This window comes from Streptomyces sp. SudanB25_2051, assembly GCF_964272635.1.
GTDB lineage: Bacteria > Actinomycetota > Actinomycetes > Streptomycetales > Streptomycetaceae > Streptomyces.
Genome location: NZ_OZ186787.1, coordinates 2,426,684 through 2,444,207 on the forward strand (window position 1 = coordinate 2,426,684; position 17,524 = coordinate 2,444,207).

11 protein-coding genes and 2 rRNA genes are annotated in these 17,524 nt (G+C 68.9%); 2 read left to right on the forward strand and 11 right to left on the reverse strand.

Annotated features, from left to right (window positions below; genetic code table 11):
- Window positions 1–28: 28 nt before the first annotated feature.
- The 3 genes from ACSUPT_RS10755 to ACSUPT_RS10765 all read right to left on the reverse strand — a co-directional run bounded on the left by ACSUPT_RS10755 (window position 29) and on the right by ACSUPT_RS10765 (window position 6,565).
- Window positions 29–3,151: ribosomal RNA gene (locus tag ACSUPT_RS10755) — 23S ribosomal RNA — on the reverse strand.
- A 314-nt stretch (window positions 3,152–3,465) separates the two neighbouring features.
- Window positions 3,466–4,993, reverse strand: a 16S ribosomal RNA gene (locus ACSUPT_RS10760).
- The 16S and 23S rRNA genes sit together here, the layout of an rRNA operon.
- A 564-nt stretch (window positions 4,994–5,557) precedes the next feature.
- A complete protein-coding gene (locus ACSUPT_RS10765; RefSeq protein ID WP_351965386.1) occupies window positions 5,558–6,565 on the reverse strand; it encodes a stage II sporulation protein M in 1,008 nt (335 codons plus the stop codon).
- A 120-nt stretch (window positions 6,566–6,685) separates the two neighbouring features.
- On the opposite strand from ACSUPT_RS10765, the gene ACSUPT_RS10770 reads away from it, so the two are divergent.
- Window positions 6,686–7,681, forward strand: a complete 996-nt coding sequence (locus ACSUPT_RS10770) for an RDD family protein (protein ID WP_436944134.1) — start codon at window positions 6,686–6,688, stop codon at window positions 7,679–7,681.
- Between the two features lie 20 nt (window positions 7,682–7,701).
- Here the strand turns inward: ACSUPT_RS10770 and ACSUPT_RS10775 are convergent, their stop codons facing one another.
- The 8 genes from ACSUPT_RS10775 to ACSUPT_RS10810 form a co-directional block, all read right to left on the reverse strand.
- Window positions 7,702–8,316 (reverse strand): hypothetical protein, encoded by a 615-nt coding sequence (locus ACSUPT_RS10775; RefSeq protein ID WP_436944135.1) that lies wholly within the window; start codon window positions 8,314–8,316, stop codon window positions 7,702–7,704.
- A 150-nt stretch (window positions 8,317–8,466) separates the two neighbouring features.
- On the reverse strand, window positions 8,467–9,924 hold the full coding sequence (ahcY, locus tag ACSUPT_RS10780) for an adenosylhomocysteinase (RefSeq protein ID WP_361659227.1): 1,458 nt from the start codon (window positions 9,922–9,924) through the stop codon (window positions 8,467–8,469).
- A gap of 314 nt (window positions 9,925–10,238) precedes the next feature.
- The gene (locus ACSUPT_RS10785; protein ID WP_351965382.1) at window positions 10,239–11,156 is read right to left on the reverse strand and encodes a cation diffusion facilitator family transporter; all 918 of its coding nucleotides are present in this window, start codon (window positions 11,154–11,156) and stop codon (window positions 10,239–10,241) included.
- Between the two features lie 111 nt (window positions 11,157–11,267).
- Complete coding sequence (manA, locus tag ACSUPT_RS10790) at window positions 11,268–12,443, reverse strand: mannose-6-phosphate isomerase, class I (RefSeq protein ID WP_436944136.1); 1,176 nt, start codon at window positions 12,441–12,443, stop codon at window positions 11,268–11,270.
- Between the two features lie 343 nt (window positions 12,444–12,786).
- Window positions 12,787–13,926, reverse strand: a complete 1,140-nt coding sequence (locus ACSUPT_RS10795; protein WP_436944137.1) for an SIS domain-containing protein — start codon at window positions 13,924–13,926, stop codon at window positions 12,787–12,789.
- A gap of 55 nt (window positions 13,927–13,981) precedes the next feature.
- Complete coding sequence (locus tag ACSUPT_RS10800) at window positions 13,982–14,164, reverse strand: Trm112 family protein (RefSeq protein ID WP_023588377.1); 183 nt, start codon at window positions 14,162–14,164, stop codon at window positions 13,982–13,984.
- A gap of 552 nt (window positions 14,165–14,716) precedes the next feature.
- Window positions 14,717–16,078, reverse strand: coding sequence for a phosphomannomutase/phosphoglucomutase (locus tag ACSUPT_RS10805; RefSeq protein ID WP_351965379.1), 1,362 nt, complete (start codon window positions 16,076–16,078; stop codon window positions 14,717–14,719).
- A gap of 163 nt (window positions 16,079–16,241) precedes the next feature.
- Window positions 16,242–16,622, reverse strand: coding sequence for a DUF3499 domain-containing protein (locus ACSUPT_RS10810; protein WP_351965378.1), 381 nt, complete (start codon window positions 16,620–16,622; stop codon window positions 16,242–16,244).
- Between the two features lie 332 nt (window positions 16,623–16,954).
- On the opposite strand from ACSUPT_RS10810, the gene ACSUPT_RS10815 reads away from it, so the two are divergent.
- Entirely contained in the window at window positions 16,955–17,383 is a 429-nt protein-coding gene (locus ACSUPT_RS10815) for a metallopeptidase family protein (RefSeq protein WP_351965377.1), read from the forward strand.
- Window positions 17,384–17,524: the final 141 nt, after the last annotated feature.

Below are 17,524 nucleotides of genomic sequence, written 5' to 3' on the forward strand. Positions count from 1 at the left end.
AGAACTAACACAGTGGACGCGAGCAACTGAGGACAAGCCCTCGGCCTATTAGTACCGGTCAACTCCACCCATCACTGGGCTTCCATATCCGGCCTATCAACCCAGTCGTCTACTGGGAGCCTTACCCTCTCAAGGAGGTGGGAATACTCATCTCGAAGCAGGCTTCCCGCTTAGATGCTTTCAGCGGTTATCCCTCCCGAACGTAGCCAACCAGCCATGCCCTTGGCAGAACAACTGGCACACCAGAGGTTCGTCCGTCCCGGTCCTCTCGTACTAGGGACAGCCCTTCTCAATATTCCTACGCGCACAGCGGATAGGGACCGAACTGTCTCACGACGTTCTAAACCCAGCTCGCGTACCGCTTTAATGGGCGAACAGCCCAACCCTTGGGACCGACTCCAGCCCCAGGATGCGACGAGCCGACATCGAGGTGCCAAACCATCCCGTCGATATGGACTCTTGGGGAAGATCAGCCTGTTATCCCCGGGGTACCTTTTATCCGTTGAGCGACGGCGCTTCCACAAGCCACCGCCGGATCACTAGTCCCGACTTTCGTCCCTGCTCGACCCGTCGGTCTCACAGTCAAGCTCCCTTGTGCACTTACACTCAACACCTGATTGCCAACCAGGCTGAGGGAACCTTTGGGCGCCTCCGTTACCCTTTAGGAGGCAACCGCCCCAGTTAAACTACCCATCAGACACTGTCCCTGATCCGGATCACGGACCCAGGTTAGACATCCAGCACGACCAGAGTGGTATTTCAACGGCGACTCCACCTGAACTGGCGTCCAAGCTTCACAGTCTCCCACCTATCCTACACAAGCCGAACCGAACACCAATATCAAACTGTAGTAAAGGTCCCGGGGTCTTTCCGTCCTGCTGCGCGAAACGAGCATCTTTACTCGTAGTGCAATTTCACCGGGCCTATGGTTGAGACAGTCGAGAAGTCGTTACGCCATTCGTGCAGGTCGGAACTTACCCGACAAGGAATTTCGCTACCTTAGGATGGTTATAGTTACCACCGCCGTTTACTGGCGCTTAAGTTCTCAGCTTCGCCTGGACGAATCCAAGCTAACCGGTCCCCTTAACGTTCCAGCACCGGGCAGGCGTCAGTCCGTATACATCGCCTTACGGCTTCGCACGGACCTGTGTTTTTAGTAAACAGTCGCTTCTCGCTGGTCTCTGCGGCCACCCCCAGCTCCGAGTGCAAGACTCATCACCAGGCGTGGCCCCCCTTCTCCCGAAGTTACGGGGGCATTTTGCCGAGTTCCTTAACCATAGTTCACCCGAACGCCTCGGTATTCTCTACCTGACCACCTGAGTCGGTTTAGGGTACGGGCCGCCATGAAACTCGCTAGAGGCTTTTCTCGACAGCATAGGATCATCCACTTCACCACAATCGGCTCGGCATCAGGTCTCAGCCTTAACGTGTGACGGATTTGCCTACCACACGGCCTACACCCTTACCCCGGGACAACCACCGCCCGGGCTGGACTACCTTCCTGCGTCACCCCATCGCTCACCTACTACCAGTCTGGGCCACCGGCTCCACCACTCCGTGCTTGTCCGAAGACGCACACGACGGTTTCACGGGCTTAGCATCGCTGGGTTCAGCGCTGGCGCTTCAAAGCGGGTACCGGAATATCAACCGGTTGTCCATCGACTACGCCTGTCGGCCTCGCCTTAGGTCCCGACTTACCCTGGGCAGATCAGCTTGACCCAGGAACCCTTAGTCAATCGGCGCACACGTTTCTCACGTGTGTATCGCTACTCATGCCTGCATTCTCACTCGTGAACCGTCCACAACTCGCTTCCACGGCTGCTTCACCCGGCACACGACGCTCCCCTACCCATCACAGTCCCCGTTGGGGGTATGTACTGCAATGACACGACTTCGGCGGTACGCTTGAGCCCCGCTACATTGTCGGCGCGGAATCACTTGACCAGTGAGCTATTACGCACTCTTTCAAGGGTGGCTGCTTCTAAGCCAACCTCCTGGTTGTCTCTGCGACTCCACATCCTTTCCCACTTAGCGTACGCTTAGGGGCCTTAGTCGATGCTCTGGGCTGTTTCCCTCTCGACCATGGAGCTTATCCCCCACAGTCTCACTGCCGCGCTCTCACTTACCGGCATTCGGAGTTTGGCTAAGGTCAGTAACCCGGTAGGGCCCATCGCCTATCCAGTGCTCTACCTCCGGCAAGAAACACACGACGCTGCACCTAAATGCATTTCGGGGAGAACCAGCTATCACGGAGTTTGATTGGCCTTTCACCCCTAACCACAGGTCATCCCCCAGGTTTTCAACCCTGGTGGGTTCGGTCCTCCACGAAGTCTTACCTCCGCTTCAACCTGCCCATGGCTAGATCACTCCGCTTCGGGTCTTGAGCGCGCTACTGGATCGCCCTATTCGGACTCGCTTTCGCTACGGCTTCCCCACACGGGTTAACCTCGCAACGCACCGCAAACTCGCAGGCTCATTCTTCAAAAGGCACGCAGTCACGAGACACCAGCAAGCTGATGTCCGACGCTCCCACGGCTTGTAGGCACACGGTTTCAGGTACTATTTCACTCCGCTCCCGCGGTACTTTTCACCATTCCCTCACGGTACTATCCGCTATCGGTCACCAGGGAATATTTAGGCTTAGCGGGTGGTCCCGCCAGATTCACACGGGATTTCTCGGGCCCCGTGCTACTTGGGTGTCTCTCAAACGAGCCGTCAATGTTTCAGCTACGGGGGTCTTACCCTCTACGCCGGACCTTTCGCATGTCCTTCGCCTACATCAACGGTTTCTGACTCGTCTCACGGCCGGCAGACCGTGAAAGAGAGATCCCACAACCCCGCATGCGCAACCCCTGCCGGGTATCACACGCATACGGTTTGGCCTCATCCGGTTTCGCTCGCCACTACTCCCGGAATCACGGTTGTTTTCTCTTCCTGAGGGTACTGAGATGTTTCACTTCCCCTCGTTCCCTCCACTTACCCTATGTGTTCAGGTAAGGGTGACAGCCCATGACGACTGCCGGGTTTCCCCATTCGGACACCCCCGGATCAAAGCTCGGTTGACAGCTCCCCGGGGCCTATCGCGGCCTCCCACGTCCTTCATCGGTTCCTGGTGCCAAGGCATCCACCGTGCGCCCTTAAAAACTTGGCCACAGATGCTCGCGTCCACTGTGCAGTTCTCAAGCAACGACCAGCCACCCATCACCCCACCGCTATCGCGGCGAGTTCACTGGGGCCGGCGTTCGAAGGGCGAGCAACGCTCGCACCCTCAGACACCCAACAGCGTGCCCGGCCCGGTCCTGTCCGGAGATCATGCGTTCCACGCTCTTACGAGCAGTACTAGCAGCCTCCGGCCCAGTCACCTGGCCGAGTAGTCAACGTTCCACCCATGAGCAACCAGCATCAGACGTTCGCTGATGTACTGGCCTCTGACCAGGCCGAAGCCCGGTAAGAAGTGCTCCTTAGAAAGGAGGTGATCCAGCCGCACCTTCCGGTACGGCTACCTTGTTACGACTTCGTCCCAATCGCCAGTCCCACCTTCGACAGCTCCCTCCCACAAGGGGTTGGGCCACCGGCTTCGGGTGTTACCGACTTTCGTGACGTGACGGGCGGTGTGTACAAGGCCCGGGAACGTATTCACCGCAGCAATGCTGATCTGCGATTACTAGCGACTCCGACTTCATGGGGTCGAGTTGCAGACCCCAATCCGAACTGAGACCGGCTTTTTGAGATTCGCTCCACCTCGCGGTATCGCAGCTCTTTGTACCGGCCATTGTAGCACGTGTGCAGCCCAAGACATAAGGGGCATGATGACTTGACGTCGTCCCCACCTTCCTCCGAGTTGACCCCGGCGGTCTCCCGTGAGTCCCCAGCACCACAAGGGCCTGCTGGCAACACGGGACAAGGGTTGCGCTCGTTGCGGGACTTAACCCAACATCTCACGACACGAGCTGACGACAGCCATGCACCACCTGTACACCGACCACAAGGGGGCACCCATCTCTGGGTGTTTCCGGTGTATGTCAAGCCTTGGTAAGGTTCTTCGCGTTGCGTCGAATTAAGCCACATGCTCCGCCGCTTGTGCGGGCCCCCGTCAATTCCTTTGAGTTTTAGCCTTGCGGCCGTACTCCCCAGGCGGGGAACTTAATGCGTTAGCTGCGGCACGGACGACGTGGAATGTCGCCCACACCTAGTTCCCAACGTTTACGGCGTGGACTACCAGGGTATCTAATCCTGTTCGCTCCCCACGCTTTCGCTCCTCAGCGTCAGTATCGGCCCAGAGATCCGCCTTCGCCACCGGTGTTCCTCCTGATATCTGCGCATTTCACCGCTACACCAGGAATTCCGATCTCCCCTACCGAACTCTAGCCTGCCCGTATCGAATGCAGACCCGGGGTTAAGCCCCGGGCTTTCACATCCGACGCGACAAGCCGCCTACGAGCTCTTTACGCCCAATAATTCCGGACAACGCTTGCGCCCTACGTATTACCGCGGCTGCTGGCACGTAGTTAGCCGGCGCTTCTTCTGCAGGTACCGTCACTTTCGCTTCTTCCCTGCTGAAAGAGGTTTACAACCCGAAGGCCGTCATCCCTCACGCGGCGTCGCTGCATCAGGCTTTCGCCCATTGTGCAATATTCCCCACTGCTGCCTCCCGTAGGAGTCTGGGCCGTGTCTCAGTCCCAGTGTGGCCGGTCGCCCTCTCAGGCCGGCTACCCGTCGTCGCCTTGGTGAGCCGTTACCTCACCAACAAGCTGATAGGCCGCGGGCTCATCCTGCACCGCCGGAGCTTTCCACCACCATCAGATGCCTGAAGTGGTCGTATCCGGTATTAGACCCCGTTTCCAGGGCTTGTCCCAGAGTGCAGGGCAGATTGCCCACGTGTTACTCACCCGTTCGCCACTAATCCCCCACCGAAGTGGGTTCATCGTTCGACTTGCATGTGTTAAGCACGCCGCCAGCGTTCGTCCTGAGCCAGGATCAAACTCTCCGTGAATGCTTCCGGGTTATCCCGGTGAACACTCGCGTTGAGCGGAACCCGAAGGAGGAATAGTCCTTCCGGTTCTCAGCGTCCTCGCTGTGTTTTTCAAAGGAACCTCGTCTCAGAAAGACGGGGTTATCAACATATCTGGCGTTGACTTTTGGCACGCTGTTGAGTTCTCAAGGAACGGACGCTTCCTTTGTACTCACCCTCAGTTCCCTGCGGGCTTTCCTCCGGGCGCTTCCCTTCGGTGTTTCCAACCTTACCAGATCCTTTTTCCGTTCCGTTTCCGGTTCGGATTTCGTTTCCGGTGGCCGTTGGAGGGCCTTTGCCTTTCGGCGTGATTCCGACTTTATCAGATTCATCTCCGCCGATTGAAATCGGCTTTGCGATCCGAGTGGGAATCGTTTGGCTCCAGCGAGAACCTGTCCGGTTCTGCGGAGCGAGAGAGAGTTTATCCAGTGCGCCGGAGCTTGTCCAGCTCCACGCAACCGTTTAAATCTACCTCCCCACCTACCCCGTGTCAACAGGTTTGGCGGGCGAAGAGGACAGTAGCAGCTCCGGGGGGCCGAACGCACATCAGGCGGCGGTGGGCAGGGCCGCGCTGCGGTCGGCCGCCTCCACGTCGCCGGACTCGCCGGCGCGCGCCGCCCGGCCGCCGAGGACGTACACGTACACAAGGAAGGCCGCCTCCGCTGCGACGCCGATCGCGATGCGGGCCCAGGTGGGGAGGCCCGACGGCGTCACGAAGCCCTCGATGACCCCGGCGACGAACAGCACCAGGGCGAGGCCGATGGCCATGCCGATCGCGGCGCGGCCCTGCTGGGCCAGGGCGGTGCGGCGGGAGTACGGGCCCGGGTCGATCAGGGTCCAGCCGAGCCGCAGGCCCGTACCGGCGGCGACGAAGACGGCCGTCAGCTCCAGCAGGCCGTGCGGGAGGACCAGGCCGAGGAAGGTGTCGAGGCGGCCGGCGGACGACATCAGGCCGATGCCGACGCCCAGGTTCAGCATGTTGATGAACAGGACCCACAGCACGGGGAAGCACAGGAACGCTCCGAGGGCCAGGCACAGGGCGGCGGCTCGGGCGTTGTTCGTCCAGACCTGGGCGGCGAAGGACGCTGCCGGGTGGCTGGAGTAGTACGACTCGTACTCGCCGCCGGGGCGGGTCATCTGGCGCAGTTCCTCGGGGGCGGCGATCGCGGCCTGCACCTCGGGGTGCGCGCCGATCCACCAGCCGATGAGCGCGGCGACGAGCGTGGAGAGGACCGCTGTCGGGACCCACCAGTGGCGTGAGCGGTACACGGCGGCCGGGAAGCCGGCGGTCAGGAAGCGGGCCGCGTCGCGCCAGGAGGCGCGGCGGGTGCCGGTGACGGCGGCGCGGGCCCGCGCGACGAGCTGGGTGAGGCGGGCGGTGAGCGCCGGGTCGGGGGCGGTGCTCTGGATGACGGAGAGGTGGGTGGCGGTGCGCTGATACAGCGCGACGAGCTCGTCCGCCTCGGCGCCGGTCAGGCGGCGGCCGCGGCTCAGGAGGTGGTCCAGGCGGTCCCACTCGGCGCGGTGGGCGGTGACGTAGACGTCGAGGTCCATGATCGGCTGCTGCTCCAGGGCACGGGGTGCGTACGGTTCGTACTACTGCGGCGCGCTGTCGGTCAGCTTGGCAGACTGGCGTGAGGAGCGGTCGGGCAAGGTCGGAGAAGGGTGGACGGCGTGAGTCAGATCGTGACGGGGGACGCGGTCGTCCTGGGACTGCGGCCGGCCCGGTTGCCGAGCCGGGCGCTGGCGCTGCTAGTCGATCTCGTCGTCGTGTGGACCGTGTACCTGCTGATATCCATCGGGCTCGCCGTGGCGACGGCCGCGTTGGACGAGGCGGCGGTGATGGCGGTGCAGGCGGCGTCCTTCGTGCTGGTGCTGATCGGCGGGCCGATCGCGGTGGAGACGCTGACGCACGGGCGGTCGCTGGGGAAGCTGGCGTGCGGGCTGCGGGTGGTGCGGGACGACGGCGGACCGATCAGGTTCCGGCACGCGCTGGTGCGGGGTCTGCTCGGGATGGTGGAGATCCTGATCTCGTTCGGGGTGATCGCGTGTATCGCCTCGCTGGTGTCGGCGCGGGGGCGCCGGATCGGGGACGTGTTCGCGGGGACGCTGGTGGTGCGGGAGCGGGTGCCCGCGGGGCGTACGGACGCGGTGCCTCCGCCACCGCCGTGGCTGGTGGGGCGGTTCGCGCAGCTGGACCTGTCGGCGGTGCCGGACTCCCTGTGGCTGGGCATCCGGCACTACCTCACGCGGATGCGGCAGCTGGACCCGGAGGCGGGGCGGGTGCTGGCGGAGCGGCTTGCGGACGAGCTGGTGGCCCGTACCGGGGCGCCGGCGCCGCCCGGGGTGCCCGCGGCGGCGTTCCTGGCGGGTGTGGTGCATGAGCGGCAGATGCGGGACGCGCGTCGGGTGACGGCTGCCGGTGGTGCCGGGGCCGGGGTGGCCGCTGGTGGCTTCGGTGGGGTGGATGCGGCCGGTGGTGCCGGTCGGGGTGGGGTTTCCGGTGTTTCCGGGGTCCGGGTGGGTGCCGGGGCTGTGGCGGGGGCTGGGCTGGGTGGAGTGGCCGGTGCGGCCGGGAGCGCTGGGAGCGCTGGGGGTTCCGGGGCTGGTGTGCCTGAGGCTGAGGGGGCTTCGAGGGGGGCTGCCACCGGGTTCGCGCCGCCGGCCTGAGGGGCTGGGCGCGGAGGGCGTCAGGGGAAGACGGACGGTGGGGTCTGGAGGTCTTCGAGTTCGACGCCGGGGGCCGCGAGGACCACGTCGCCGGCGATGTGGACGGTGTGCCGTTCGCCTGTGTCGAGGTCGCTGACCTGGTATTCGTCCACGGTCAGGGGGCCGTTGTCAGTGGTGTGCGTTTCACTGTTCACCAGGGCCCAGGACTGGTCGACGGTGAGGGGGGCGAGGACCGGGTCCGTGAAGGTGACGAGTCGGACCCGGGTCGGGCCGGAGTGGGGGGTGAGGCGCAGGAGACGGGTGAGGGCCACCAGGAAGGCCGGGGAGCTGCCGCTGAAGGCGTGGGCGCGCACATTGCCTTCCGTGGCGTGGGAGCCGGTCGGGTCGGTGCGGACCCAGGTGACGCCGTCGAGGGCGGCGCCGCGCACCTGCCAGCCGCCGGCGTGGAGTTCGAGGCGGATGGGGCGGCCGAGGTCGTCGAGGGCGAGGTCGACGGAGCCGGCGTGGTCGCCGGAGGGGGTGGTGCGCTGCGCGACGTAGCGCCAGCCGGAGGGGCCGGGCGCGCAGTGGAAGTGTTCTTCGCCGAGGGGGGTGTGATCGTGCGGATCGTGGAGCGAATAGCGTCCTCGGGGCATGTGTCCTCGGGGTTCTGGTCGGGGTCTCGGCGCCGCGGTTGAGCGGTGGACGGGCCGGCCGGGTACGGGGCAGGCCCCCGACACGGGGGTGCGGGGGCCTGCCTGGGTACCGGGTGCCGGTGCGCGGCCGCGGGGCGGTCGCGTGGGCGGTCAGTAGCGGTAGTGGTCCGGCTTGTAGGGGCCTTCGACCTTGACGCCGATGTAGTCGGCCTGCTCCGGGCGGAGCGTGGTGAGCTTGACGCCGAGCGCGTCCAGGTGGAGGCGGGCGACCTTCTCGTCGAGGTGCTTGGGCAGGACGTACACGTCGGTCGGGTACTGCTCCGGCTTCGTGTACAGCTCGATCTGGGCCAGGGTCTGGTCCGCGAACGAGTTGGACATCACGAAGGACGGGTGGCCCGTGGCGTTGCCCAGGTTCAGCAGGCGGCCCTCGGAGAGGACGATGATCTTCTTGCCGTCGGGGAAGGTCCAGGTGTGGACCTGCGGCTTGACCTCGTCCTTGACGATGCCGGGGATCTTGGCGAGGCCGGCCATGTCAATCTCGTTGTCGAAGTGGCCGATGTTGCCGACGATCGCCTGGTGCTTCATCCGCTGCATGTCCGCGGCCATGATGATGTCGCGGTTGCCGGTGGTGGTGATGAAGATGTCGGCGGTCTCGACGACCTCGTCGAGGGTGGTGACCTGGTAGCCGTCCATCGCGGCCTGGAGGGCGCAGATGGGGTCGATCTCGGTGACGATGACGCGGGCGCCCTGGCCGCGGAGGGACTCGGCGCAGCCCTTGCCGACGTCGCCGTAGCCGCAGACGACGGCGACCTTGCCGCCGATGAGGACGTCGGTGGCGCGGTTGATGCCGTCGACGAGGGAGTGGCGGCAGCCGTACTTGTTGTCGAACTTCGACTTGGTGACGGCGTCGTTGACGTTGATCGCCGGGAAGAGGAGGGTGCCGTCGCGGTGCATCTCGTACAGGCGGTGGACGCCCGTGGTGGTCTCCTCGGTGACGCCGCGGATCTCGGACGCGAGGCGGGTCCACTTCTGCGGGTTCTCGGCGAGGGTGCGGTTGAGGAGCCGCAGGATGTGGGCGTACTCCTCGCTGTCCGCGGTGGACGGGTCCGGGGCCTGGCCGGCCTTCTCGAACTCGACGCCCTTGTGGACGAGGAGGGTGGCGTCACCACCGTCGTCGAGGATCATGTTCGGGCCGCCGGTGGGGCTGTCCGGCCAGGTCAGGGCCTGCTCGGTGCACCACCAGTACTCCTCCAGCGTCTCGCCCTTCCAGGCGAAGACGGGGACGCCCTTGGGGTCGTCCGGGGTGCCGTCGGGGCCGACGGCGATGGCGGCGGCCGCGTGGTCCTGGGTGGAGAAGATGTTGCAGGAGGCCCAGCGGACGCGGGCGCCGAGGGCGACCAGGGTCTCGATGAGGACGGCGGTCTGCACGGTCATGTGCAGGGAGCCGGTGATGCGGGCGCCGGCCAGCGGCTGGGCGTCGGCGTACTCCTTGCGGATCGCCATCAGGCCGGGCATCTCGTGCTCGGCGAGGGTGATCTCCTTGCGGCCGAACTCGGCCAGGGAGAGGTCGGCGACCTTGAAGTCCTGTCGGTTGTCGACAGTGGTCATGTCGGGCTGCTCCTCGTTGTCGGGTTCGAGGTGGGTACGGCTGGCTCCGCGCCGGCGGACACAAGGATGCCCGGGCACGCGCGGTGCAGTCGTCGGAGGCCCTCTCTCCCTCGGCCGGTCCGTCGGACCGCCCGACCGCCATCAGCAGCGACGTCTGGCTCGGTATTCGAATCTACACCGATCGGGTGCGCGGGCTTCAAGTCCGACGGGCGGGTTCCGGTCGCCGGGGGCGGGGAGGCGGGACGGGGAAGGCCCCGGCGCGGGGGCCGGGGCCTTCATGTGCCGGGCGCGCCGGCGGGGTGGTGTGAGAGGGGTCAGACGGTGGTGCGGAGGATGTCCGGCTCCAGGTAGATGACCCGGGCGATGGGTACCGCGGCGCGGATGCGGTCCTCGGCGGCGTCGATGGCGGCGGCGACCTGCGCGGCAGTCTCGTCGTGCTGGACGGCGATCTTGGCGGCGACGAGGAGTTCCTCGGGGCCGAGGTGGAGGGTGCGCATGTGGATGACGCCGGTGACGGTGGTGCCGTCGACGAGGGCTTCCTCGATCTTGCGGACCTCGGTGAGGCCGGCGGACTCGCCGAGGAGGAGCGACTTGGTCTCGGCGGCGAGGACGATGGCGATGAGGATCAGCAGGACGCCGATGCAGAGGGTGCCGATGCCGTCCCAGACGCCGTTGCCGGTGACGAGGGCGAGGCTGACGCCGAGGAGGGCGAGGATCAGGCCGACGAGGGCGCCGAGGTCCTCCAGGAGGACGACGGGGAGCTCGGGGGCCTTGGCGGTGCGGACGAACTCCTTCCAGGAGCTCTTGCCGCGGACCTCGTTGGACTCCTTGATGGCGGTGCGGAAGGAGAACGTCTCGGCGATGATCGCGAAGACGAGGACGCCGACGGGCCAGTACCACGCCTCGATCTCGTGGGGGTGCTTGATCTTCTCGTAGCCCTCGTACAGGGCGAACATGCCGCCGACGGAGAAGAGGACGATCGAGACGAGGAAGGCGTAGATGTACCGCTCGCGGCCGTAGCCGAAGGGGTGCTGGGGGGTGGCCTCGCGCTGGGCCTTCTTGCCGCCGAGGAGGAGGAGTCCCTGGTTGCCGGAGTCGGCGAGGGAGTGCACCGATTCGGCGAGCATCGATGAGGAGCCGCTGAAGACGAACGCCACGAATTTGCTCACGGCGATCGCGAGATTGGCGGCGAGTGCCGCCACGATCGCCTTGGTTCCGCCTGACGCGCTCATGCGTGTCCTGTCCCTTCGCTGGTCCCGCTGGCCCCGGTGGTCCCGGTGGATTCGTGGGTTCGGCCGGTTCTTCGGCGGGCCATTGTTGCAGGAGCCGGTGGCGGAGGCGGGTCAGGCCACCACTGTGGCTCTGAAGAGGGTGCCGCTGCCCGACAGTTCGACGGTCTCACCGGCCGGGACGAAGACGGAGTGGCCGGGGGTGAGGGCGAGGTCGCCGACGCGCGGGGTGCCCGCGGTGGCCAGGAGGATCTGCGGGGTGGGGGCGGTGAGGTCGGCGGGGGCGGCGCCTTCGGGGCGGACGTACCGGGAGAGGCGGAACTCGTCGACGGGGGTGTCGTAGACCTCCTCGCCGGACGGGGAGGGTTCGGGGCGCAGGATGCCGGGGTCGCCGGCTTCGAAGCGGACGACGCGCAGGAGTTCGGGGACGTCGATGTGCTTGGGGGTGAGGCCGCAGCGCAGGACGTTGTCGGAGTTGGCCATGATCTCGACGCCGAGGCCGCGGAGGTAGGAGTGGGGGACGCCCGCGCCGAGGTACATGGCCTCGCCGGGCTGGAGCCGTACGTGGTTGAGGAGGAGCGCGGCGAGCACGCCGCGGTCGCGGGGGTAGTGGTGCGCGAGCGTGGCGTACGGGGCGTGGCTGCCGCCGAGGCGGGCGCAGGCGGCCGCCGTCTCGGCGACGGTGTCGGCGATGGCGTCGGGGTCGGCGGTGAGGATGGCGGTGAGGACCTCGCGGAGGGCGGCGTCCTCGGGGTGGGCGTGGAGGAGGTCCACGTACGGCTTGAGGGAGTCGACGTCGAGCGCGGCGAGGAGGCCGGCGGTCTCGGCGGGGGCGCGGAAGCCGCAGAAGCCTTCGAAGGGGGTGAGGGCGCAGATCAGTTCGGGCTTGTGGTGCGGGTCCTTGTAGTTGCGGTGCGGGGCGTCGAGGGGGATGCCCGCGCGTTCCTCGGCGGCGTGGCCGGCGGCGGCCTGCTCCCGGTCGGGGTGGACCTGGAGGGAGAGGGGCGTGCCGGCGGCGAGGACCTTGAGCAGGAAGGGCAGGCGGGGGCCGAACCTGGCGACGGTGGCGGGCCCGAGTTCCCGGTCGGGGTCGGCGGCGATGACCTCGTTGAGGGGCACTTCGCGGGGGCCGTCGGGGGTGGGGCGGGTGACGCGGGAGGGTGCGCCGGGGTGGGCGCCCATCCACATCTCGGCCTGGGGCTCGCCGGTGGGGGCGGTGCCGAGCAGTTCCGGGATGGCCGTCGTGGAGCCCCAGGCGTAGGGGCGGACGGTGGTGGAGAGGCGGTCCATGGGCGGTTGCTTTCCGTGCGCTGGTGGTGGGCCCGCGGGCCGTGGCGCGTCGGTCGGTGGTGCGGTGTGACGTGCGCGGCGGTTGGGGCCGGTGGGGCTGGGGTGGGGCGGGTGGCCTGGGCTGGGGTGTCGCTCGGGTGGGGTGGTGACCGGAGGGCCGGTGGTGTGGAGGTCGGCCGGGGTGGGTGAGTGGCTCGGGCTCGGGGGTGAGGGCCGGGGGCGGTGGTCCGGGGTGAGGGCCGGGGTCGCGTGGGTGGGAGGGGCCGCGGACGGTCGTGGCTGGTGGGTTGGCTGGGGGCGGGGTCGTCGGTGGTGGCCGGGCCGCGTCGGGCCCGGCCACGGTTCAGAGGCGGCGGCCTGAAGCGAGGGCCAGGTAGCAGGCGGCGAAGTCGGTGATCGCGAGGAGGTCGGCGAGGGCTTCGAGGGTGTTGCCCTCCTCCGGCTCCAGCTCGCTGATCGGGGTGTCGTGGCCGAGGGCGAGCTCGCGGGCGGCGGGGGCCGCGGTGAGGCCGCCCGCGTCGGCGGGCCGGTCGCGGAGGAGCACGACGCGGGCGTGCAGGGCCTGCGGGTCCTCGACGCGGTCGCGGAAGAAGTCCTCGGGGTCGGCGCCGCCCGCGAAGTCGCCGGCGAGGAGGCCGGCGTGGGCGTCGAGCGCCTCGGGCAGTTCGGCGGCGAGGGCGGGGCGGCCGGCCAGCTCGGCGAGGACGGCGGCGAAGCGGCGGCCCACGGGAGCGGCGGCGTTGCCCTCGGTCCAGATGAGCGGGAGCGCGTCGGACAGTTCGGCGGCGAGGGTCTTCGCCGGGTTGCTGTACGTGGCGATGGCGGGGCCGCAGCGTTCGGCGGTCCGGTCGAGGCGGTCGGCGACCTTCTCCAGCGTGTCGAACGGGGCGGTGAACAGGCCGACGCGGTCGAGGAGGACGAGCAGCGGGGTGAACAGCGCCCACAGCGCGCCGGGGCCGGCGGCCTGCGGCTCCTCGTACAGCTCGTGGGGTGCGGTCGCCATGGGCACGACGAGGCCGTGGGTGGTGCCGACGGCCTCGGTGATGGGCGAGCGGCGCGGGGCGACGGCGACGACGGTGACGCCCCGGCGGTACGCCTGCTCGGCGAGGGTGGCGAGGCCCGGTTCGGAGCCGTCGTTGGTCGGGATGAGCAGCAGGTCGACGGAGCCGGCCCAGCCGGGGAGGGGCCAGCGCAGGGCGCCGCCGGCCGCGGCGACGCCGGTGGGGCGCAGTCGGATGACGGGCGCGGAGGCCCCGGCGAGTGCGGCGATCAGGTCGGCGGCGCCGGTCGCGGCCGTGCCGGTCCCCGCTACGAGGACGCTGCGGGGCCGCCCTTCGGGCTGGAGGTCGGTGATGCCGGCCTCGGCGGCGTGCCGGGCGGCGGTGCGTACCCGGGCGCCGGACTCGGCGGCGCCGCGCAGGAGTCCGCGGCGGTCTGCCTGGGCCAGTGCCTCGGGGGCGTCGAGCAACGACTCGTCGAGCATGGGTGGGCCTCCTGATCGCCGTGCGGGGGTGTCGCCGGGGCGGTGGGGTGGCGGGTCAGGCGGGGCGGCGGGCCTCGTCGACGAGGAGGACCGGGATGCCGTCCCGTACCGGGTAGGCGAGGCCGCAGTCGTCGCTCGTGCAGACCAGCTCGGGCGTCTCGTCGGCCGTGCGGTCGCTGAGGGGGGCGCGGCAGGCGGGGCAGGCGAGGATGTCGAGGAGGCCGGCTTCGAGCGGCATGGGCGGTTTCCCTTCGGGTGGTGCGTTCGCGGCGCCGGGGCCTGTCCGGTGGCCGTGGCCTGGGGCCGGGCCGCTGGCCGTGGCCTGCGGCGTGTGGCCTCGGGCCGGGGCCGGTGGCCGGGGTGTGTCCGGTGGGACGGCTGGTCCGGTGCGGTTCGCGGGTGCGGTGTGTGGCGGTGTGTGCTGGGGGTTCCCGGCGTCGTCAGCCTACCGCCGGGGGGCGGGGGACGTCGGGTTCCTCGGCCCCGGCCCTGGGCCAGGACCCCGGGGCCGGGGGTCGCCGGCCGGGCGCGCTGGGAGCCCGCGGGTTACGCCGAGCGCAGTGGCCGGCGGTCAAGCCCCGTGGGCTGCCTGGGCTGCCTTGACGCGGAGGGCCCGCAGCCCGCCGCCCGGCGCCGAACGGCCGGGCCCGGGCGGCCCGACCATCCAGCTCGTACGCCCCGGCCGTCGGGCTCGTACGGCCCGGGTCCGCGCACGGCCCCGGCCCTCCAGCTCGTACGGCTCCCGGTCCTCGTACGGCCCCGGTCACCAGGCCCGTACGGCTTCCGGGCGTCAGCCTCGTACGAGGGAGAGGACCTCGTCGCGGACCTTCGCCATCGTCGCCTCGTCCTTCGCCTCGACGTTGAGGCGCAGCAGCGGCTCGGTGTTGGAGGGGCGCAGGTTGAACCACCAGCCGTCGCCGCTGATGGTGAGGCCGTCCATCTCGTCGCTGGTGACGCCGTCGCGGGACGCGAAGGCCTCGCGTACGGCGGCGGTGCTGGCGGCCTGGTCGGCGACCGTGGAGTTGATCTCGCCGGACGCGGCGTAGCGGTCGTACTCGGCGACGAGCGCGGACAGCGTGCCCTCCTGGCCGCCGAGCGCGGCGAGGACGTGGAGCGCGGCCAGCATGCCGGTGTCGGCGTTCCAGAAGTCGCGGAAGTAGTAGTGCGCGGAGTGCTCGCCGCCGAAGACGGCGCCCGTACGGGCCATCTCGGCCTTGATGAAGGAGTGGCCGACGCGGGTGCGGACGGGCGTGCCGCCGTTCTCGCGGACGACCTCGGGCACGGACAGCGACGTGATCAGGTTGTGGATGACCGTTCCGCCCGGGTGCCGGGCCAGCTCGCGGGCGGCGACCAGGGCGGTGATGGCGGACGGGGAGACGGGCTCGCCGCGCTCGTCCACGACGAAGCAGCGGTCGGCGTCGCCGTCGAAGGCGAGGCCGATGTCGGCGCCCTCCGCGCGGACGCGCTGCTGGAGGTCGACGATGTTGGCCGGGTCGAGCGGGTTGGCCTCGTGGTTGGGGAAGGTGCCGTCCAGCTCGAAGTACATCGGGACGAGCGTCAGCGGCAGGCCGTCGAAGACGGTGGGGACCGTGTGGCCGCCCATGCCGTTGCCCGCGTCCACGACGACCTTCAGGGGGCGGATGGAGGTGAGGTCGACGAGGGACTTCAGGTACTCGGCGTAGGCGGCGAGGGTGTCCTGCTCGGTGATCCCGCCGGGCGTGGCGGCCGGGGCGGGGGCGCCGGAGTCGCGCCAGGACTCGACGAGGGCGCGGATGTCGGCGAGGCCGGTGTCCTGGCCGATGGGGGCGGCGCCGGCGCGGCACATCTTGATGCCGTTGTACTGCGCCGGGTTGTGCGACGCCGTGAACATGGCGCCGGGCAGGCCGAGGTGGCCGGAGGCGAAGTACAGCTGGTCGGTGGAGCACAGTCCGATGAGGGTCACGTCGGCGCCCCGGGCGGCCGCGCCGCGCGCGAAGGCGCCGGACAGGCCGGGGGACGACGGGCGCATGTCATGGCCGACGACGATCGCGTCGGCTCCGGTCACCTGGACGAAGGCGGCGCCGAACAGCTCGGCGAGCGTCTCGTCCCACTGGTCCGGCACGACTCCGCGGACGTCGTACGCCTTGACGATCTGCGACAGATCAGCAGTCACTGATCAACCTCCTGCGAGCCTGTGTGGGGTACACAAGCTACCCGCAGGGGGTGACGGGGACGTACGCAGGGACCTACGGAGCGTCGCGGGGAGGGCCGGACCGGTCAGCGCGGGCCCGTGAGGGGTGCGGGTGGTGCGGCGTCGTACCCGGCGGGGCGCGGCGTCAGGAGTCGGGGGAGCGCAGGACGCGGAGGTGGCCGCGGCGGCCGACCTCGACGGGGTCGCCGCTGCGGGCGCCGGGCTTGCCGCCGGCCTGGGCCGTGCGCTCCTGGGGGCGGGCCGCCTCGCGCACGGCGTTGGCGAGGGCCTCCAGGTCGTCGCCGCTGGGGCGGGCGGGGCCGGAGGCGTCGGAGAGGCGGACGACCTCCCAGCCGCGGGGCGCGGTGAGGCGCTCGCTGTGCTCGGCGCACAGGTCGTAGCAGTGGGGTTCCGCGTAGGTGGCGAGCGGGCCGAGGACCGCGGTCGAGTCGGCATAGACGTACGTCAGTGTCGCGACGGCAGGGCGGCCGCACGCGGTGCGCGAACAGCGACGTACAGGGCTCACGACGTTGGACGGTACCGCACTCTTGAGCGGGCCGCGACGACTCTCCGCCCCGTCACTCGCCCGTGTCGCGGTGTGACGTCGGGCACAGGGGCGTCGCGGAGGGCCCTCGCGACCTGCGCGGGAGGGGTGCGGAGGGGGCTGCGGGAGGGGTGCGCGGGGCGCCGGGAGGGGCGGGGCGGTGCACGAATCCGGTCATATCCCGCTGTGCGTCTGATCGGATGAACGCGCCGGATCGCGCCGCCGGGTGGCCGGAATGTTTATCTGACGGCGTGCCGGAACGCGGGCGCACGGGGGAACGCGGCGGGTGCGGGAGAGCTACGCTGCGTCAGGTGATGGACAGTCCAGGAGCACCTCGCCCGTCCGAGCCGCGACCGCGCCGCCGTGATCGCCACGGCCGGGGAATGCGCGGTCCCGTGGCACCGCCCCAGGTCCCCCTGTCCCTGTCGCGCGCGGACACCTTCCGGGATCTGGTGCAGGACTCCGTGGAGCGGCTGGAGCGGCGGTGGCCGCAGCTCGCCGACGTCGACTTCCTGGTGCTGGAGGTGCCGGCGCCGCGGGACGACTCCGTGCCGCTCGGCAGTTCGGAGCCGGCGACGCGGGACGGGCACGCGCGCGTGGTGGTGTACCGGCGGCCCGTGGAGCTGCGGGCGAAGAGCCGTGACGAGCGGGCCCTGCTGGTCCACGAGGTCGTGGTGGAACAGGTCGCCGAGCTGCTGGGGCTCGCGCCGGAGTCGGTCGATCCGCGGTACGGGCAGGACTGAGGAGCGCCGCGGGGCTGCCGGTCCGGCGGGCGTCCTCCCGGGTCGGCGGGCGTCCTCCCGGTCCGGCGGGCGTCCTCCCAGGCCGGCGGCGGGTGCGGTGGAGGCCGGGGCTCGGCGGATGTGCGGAACGCCCGTGCGGAC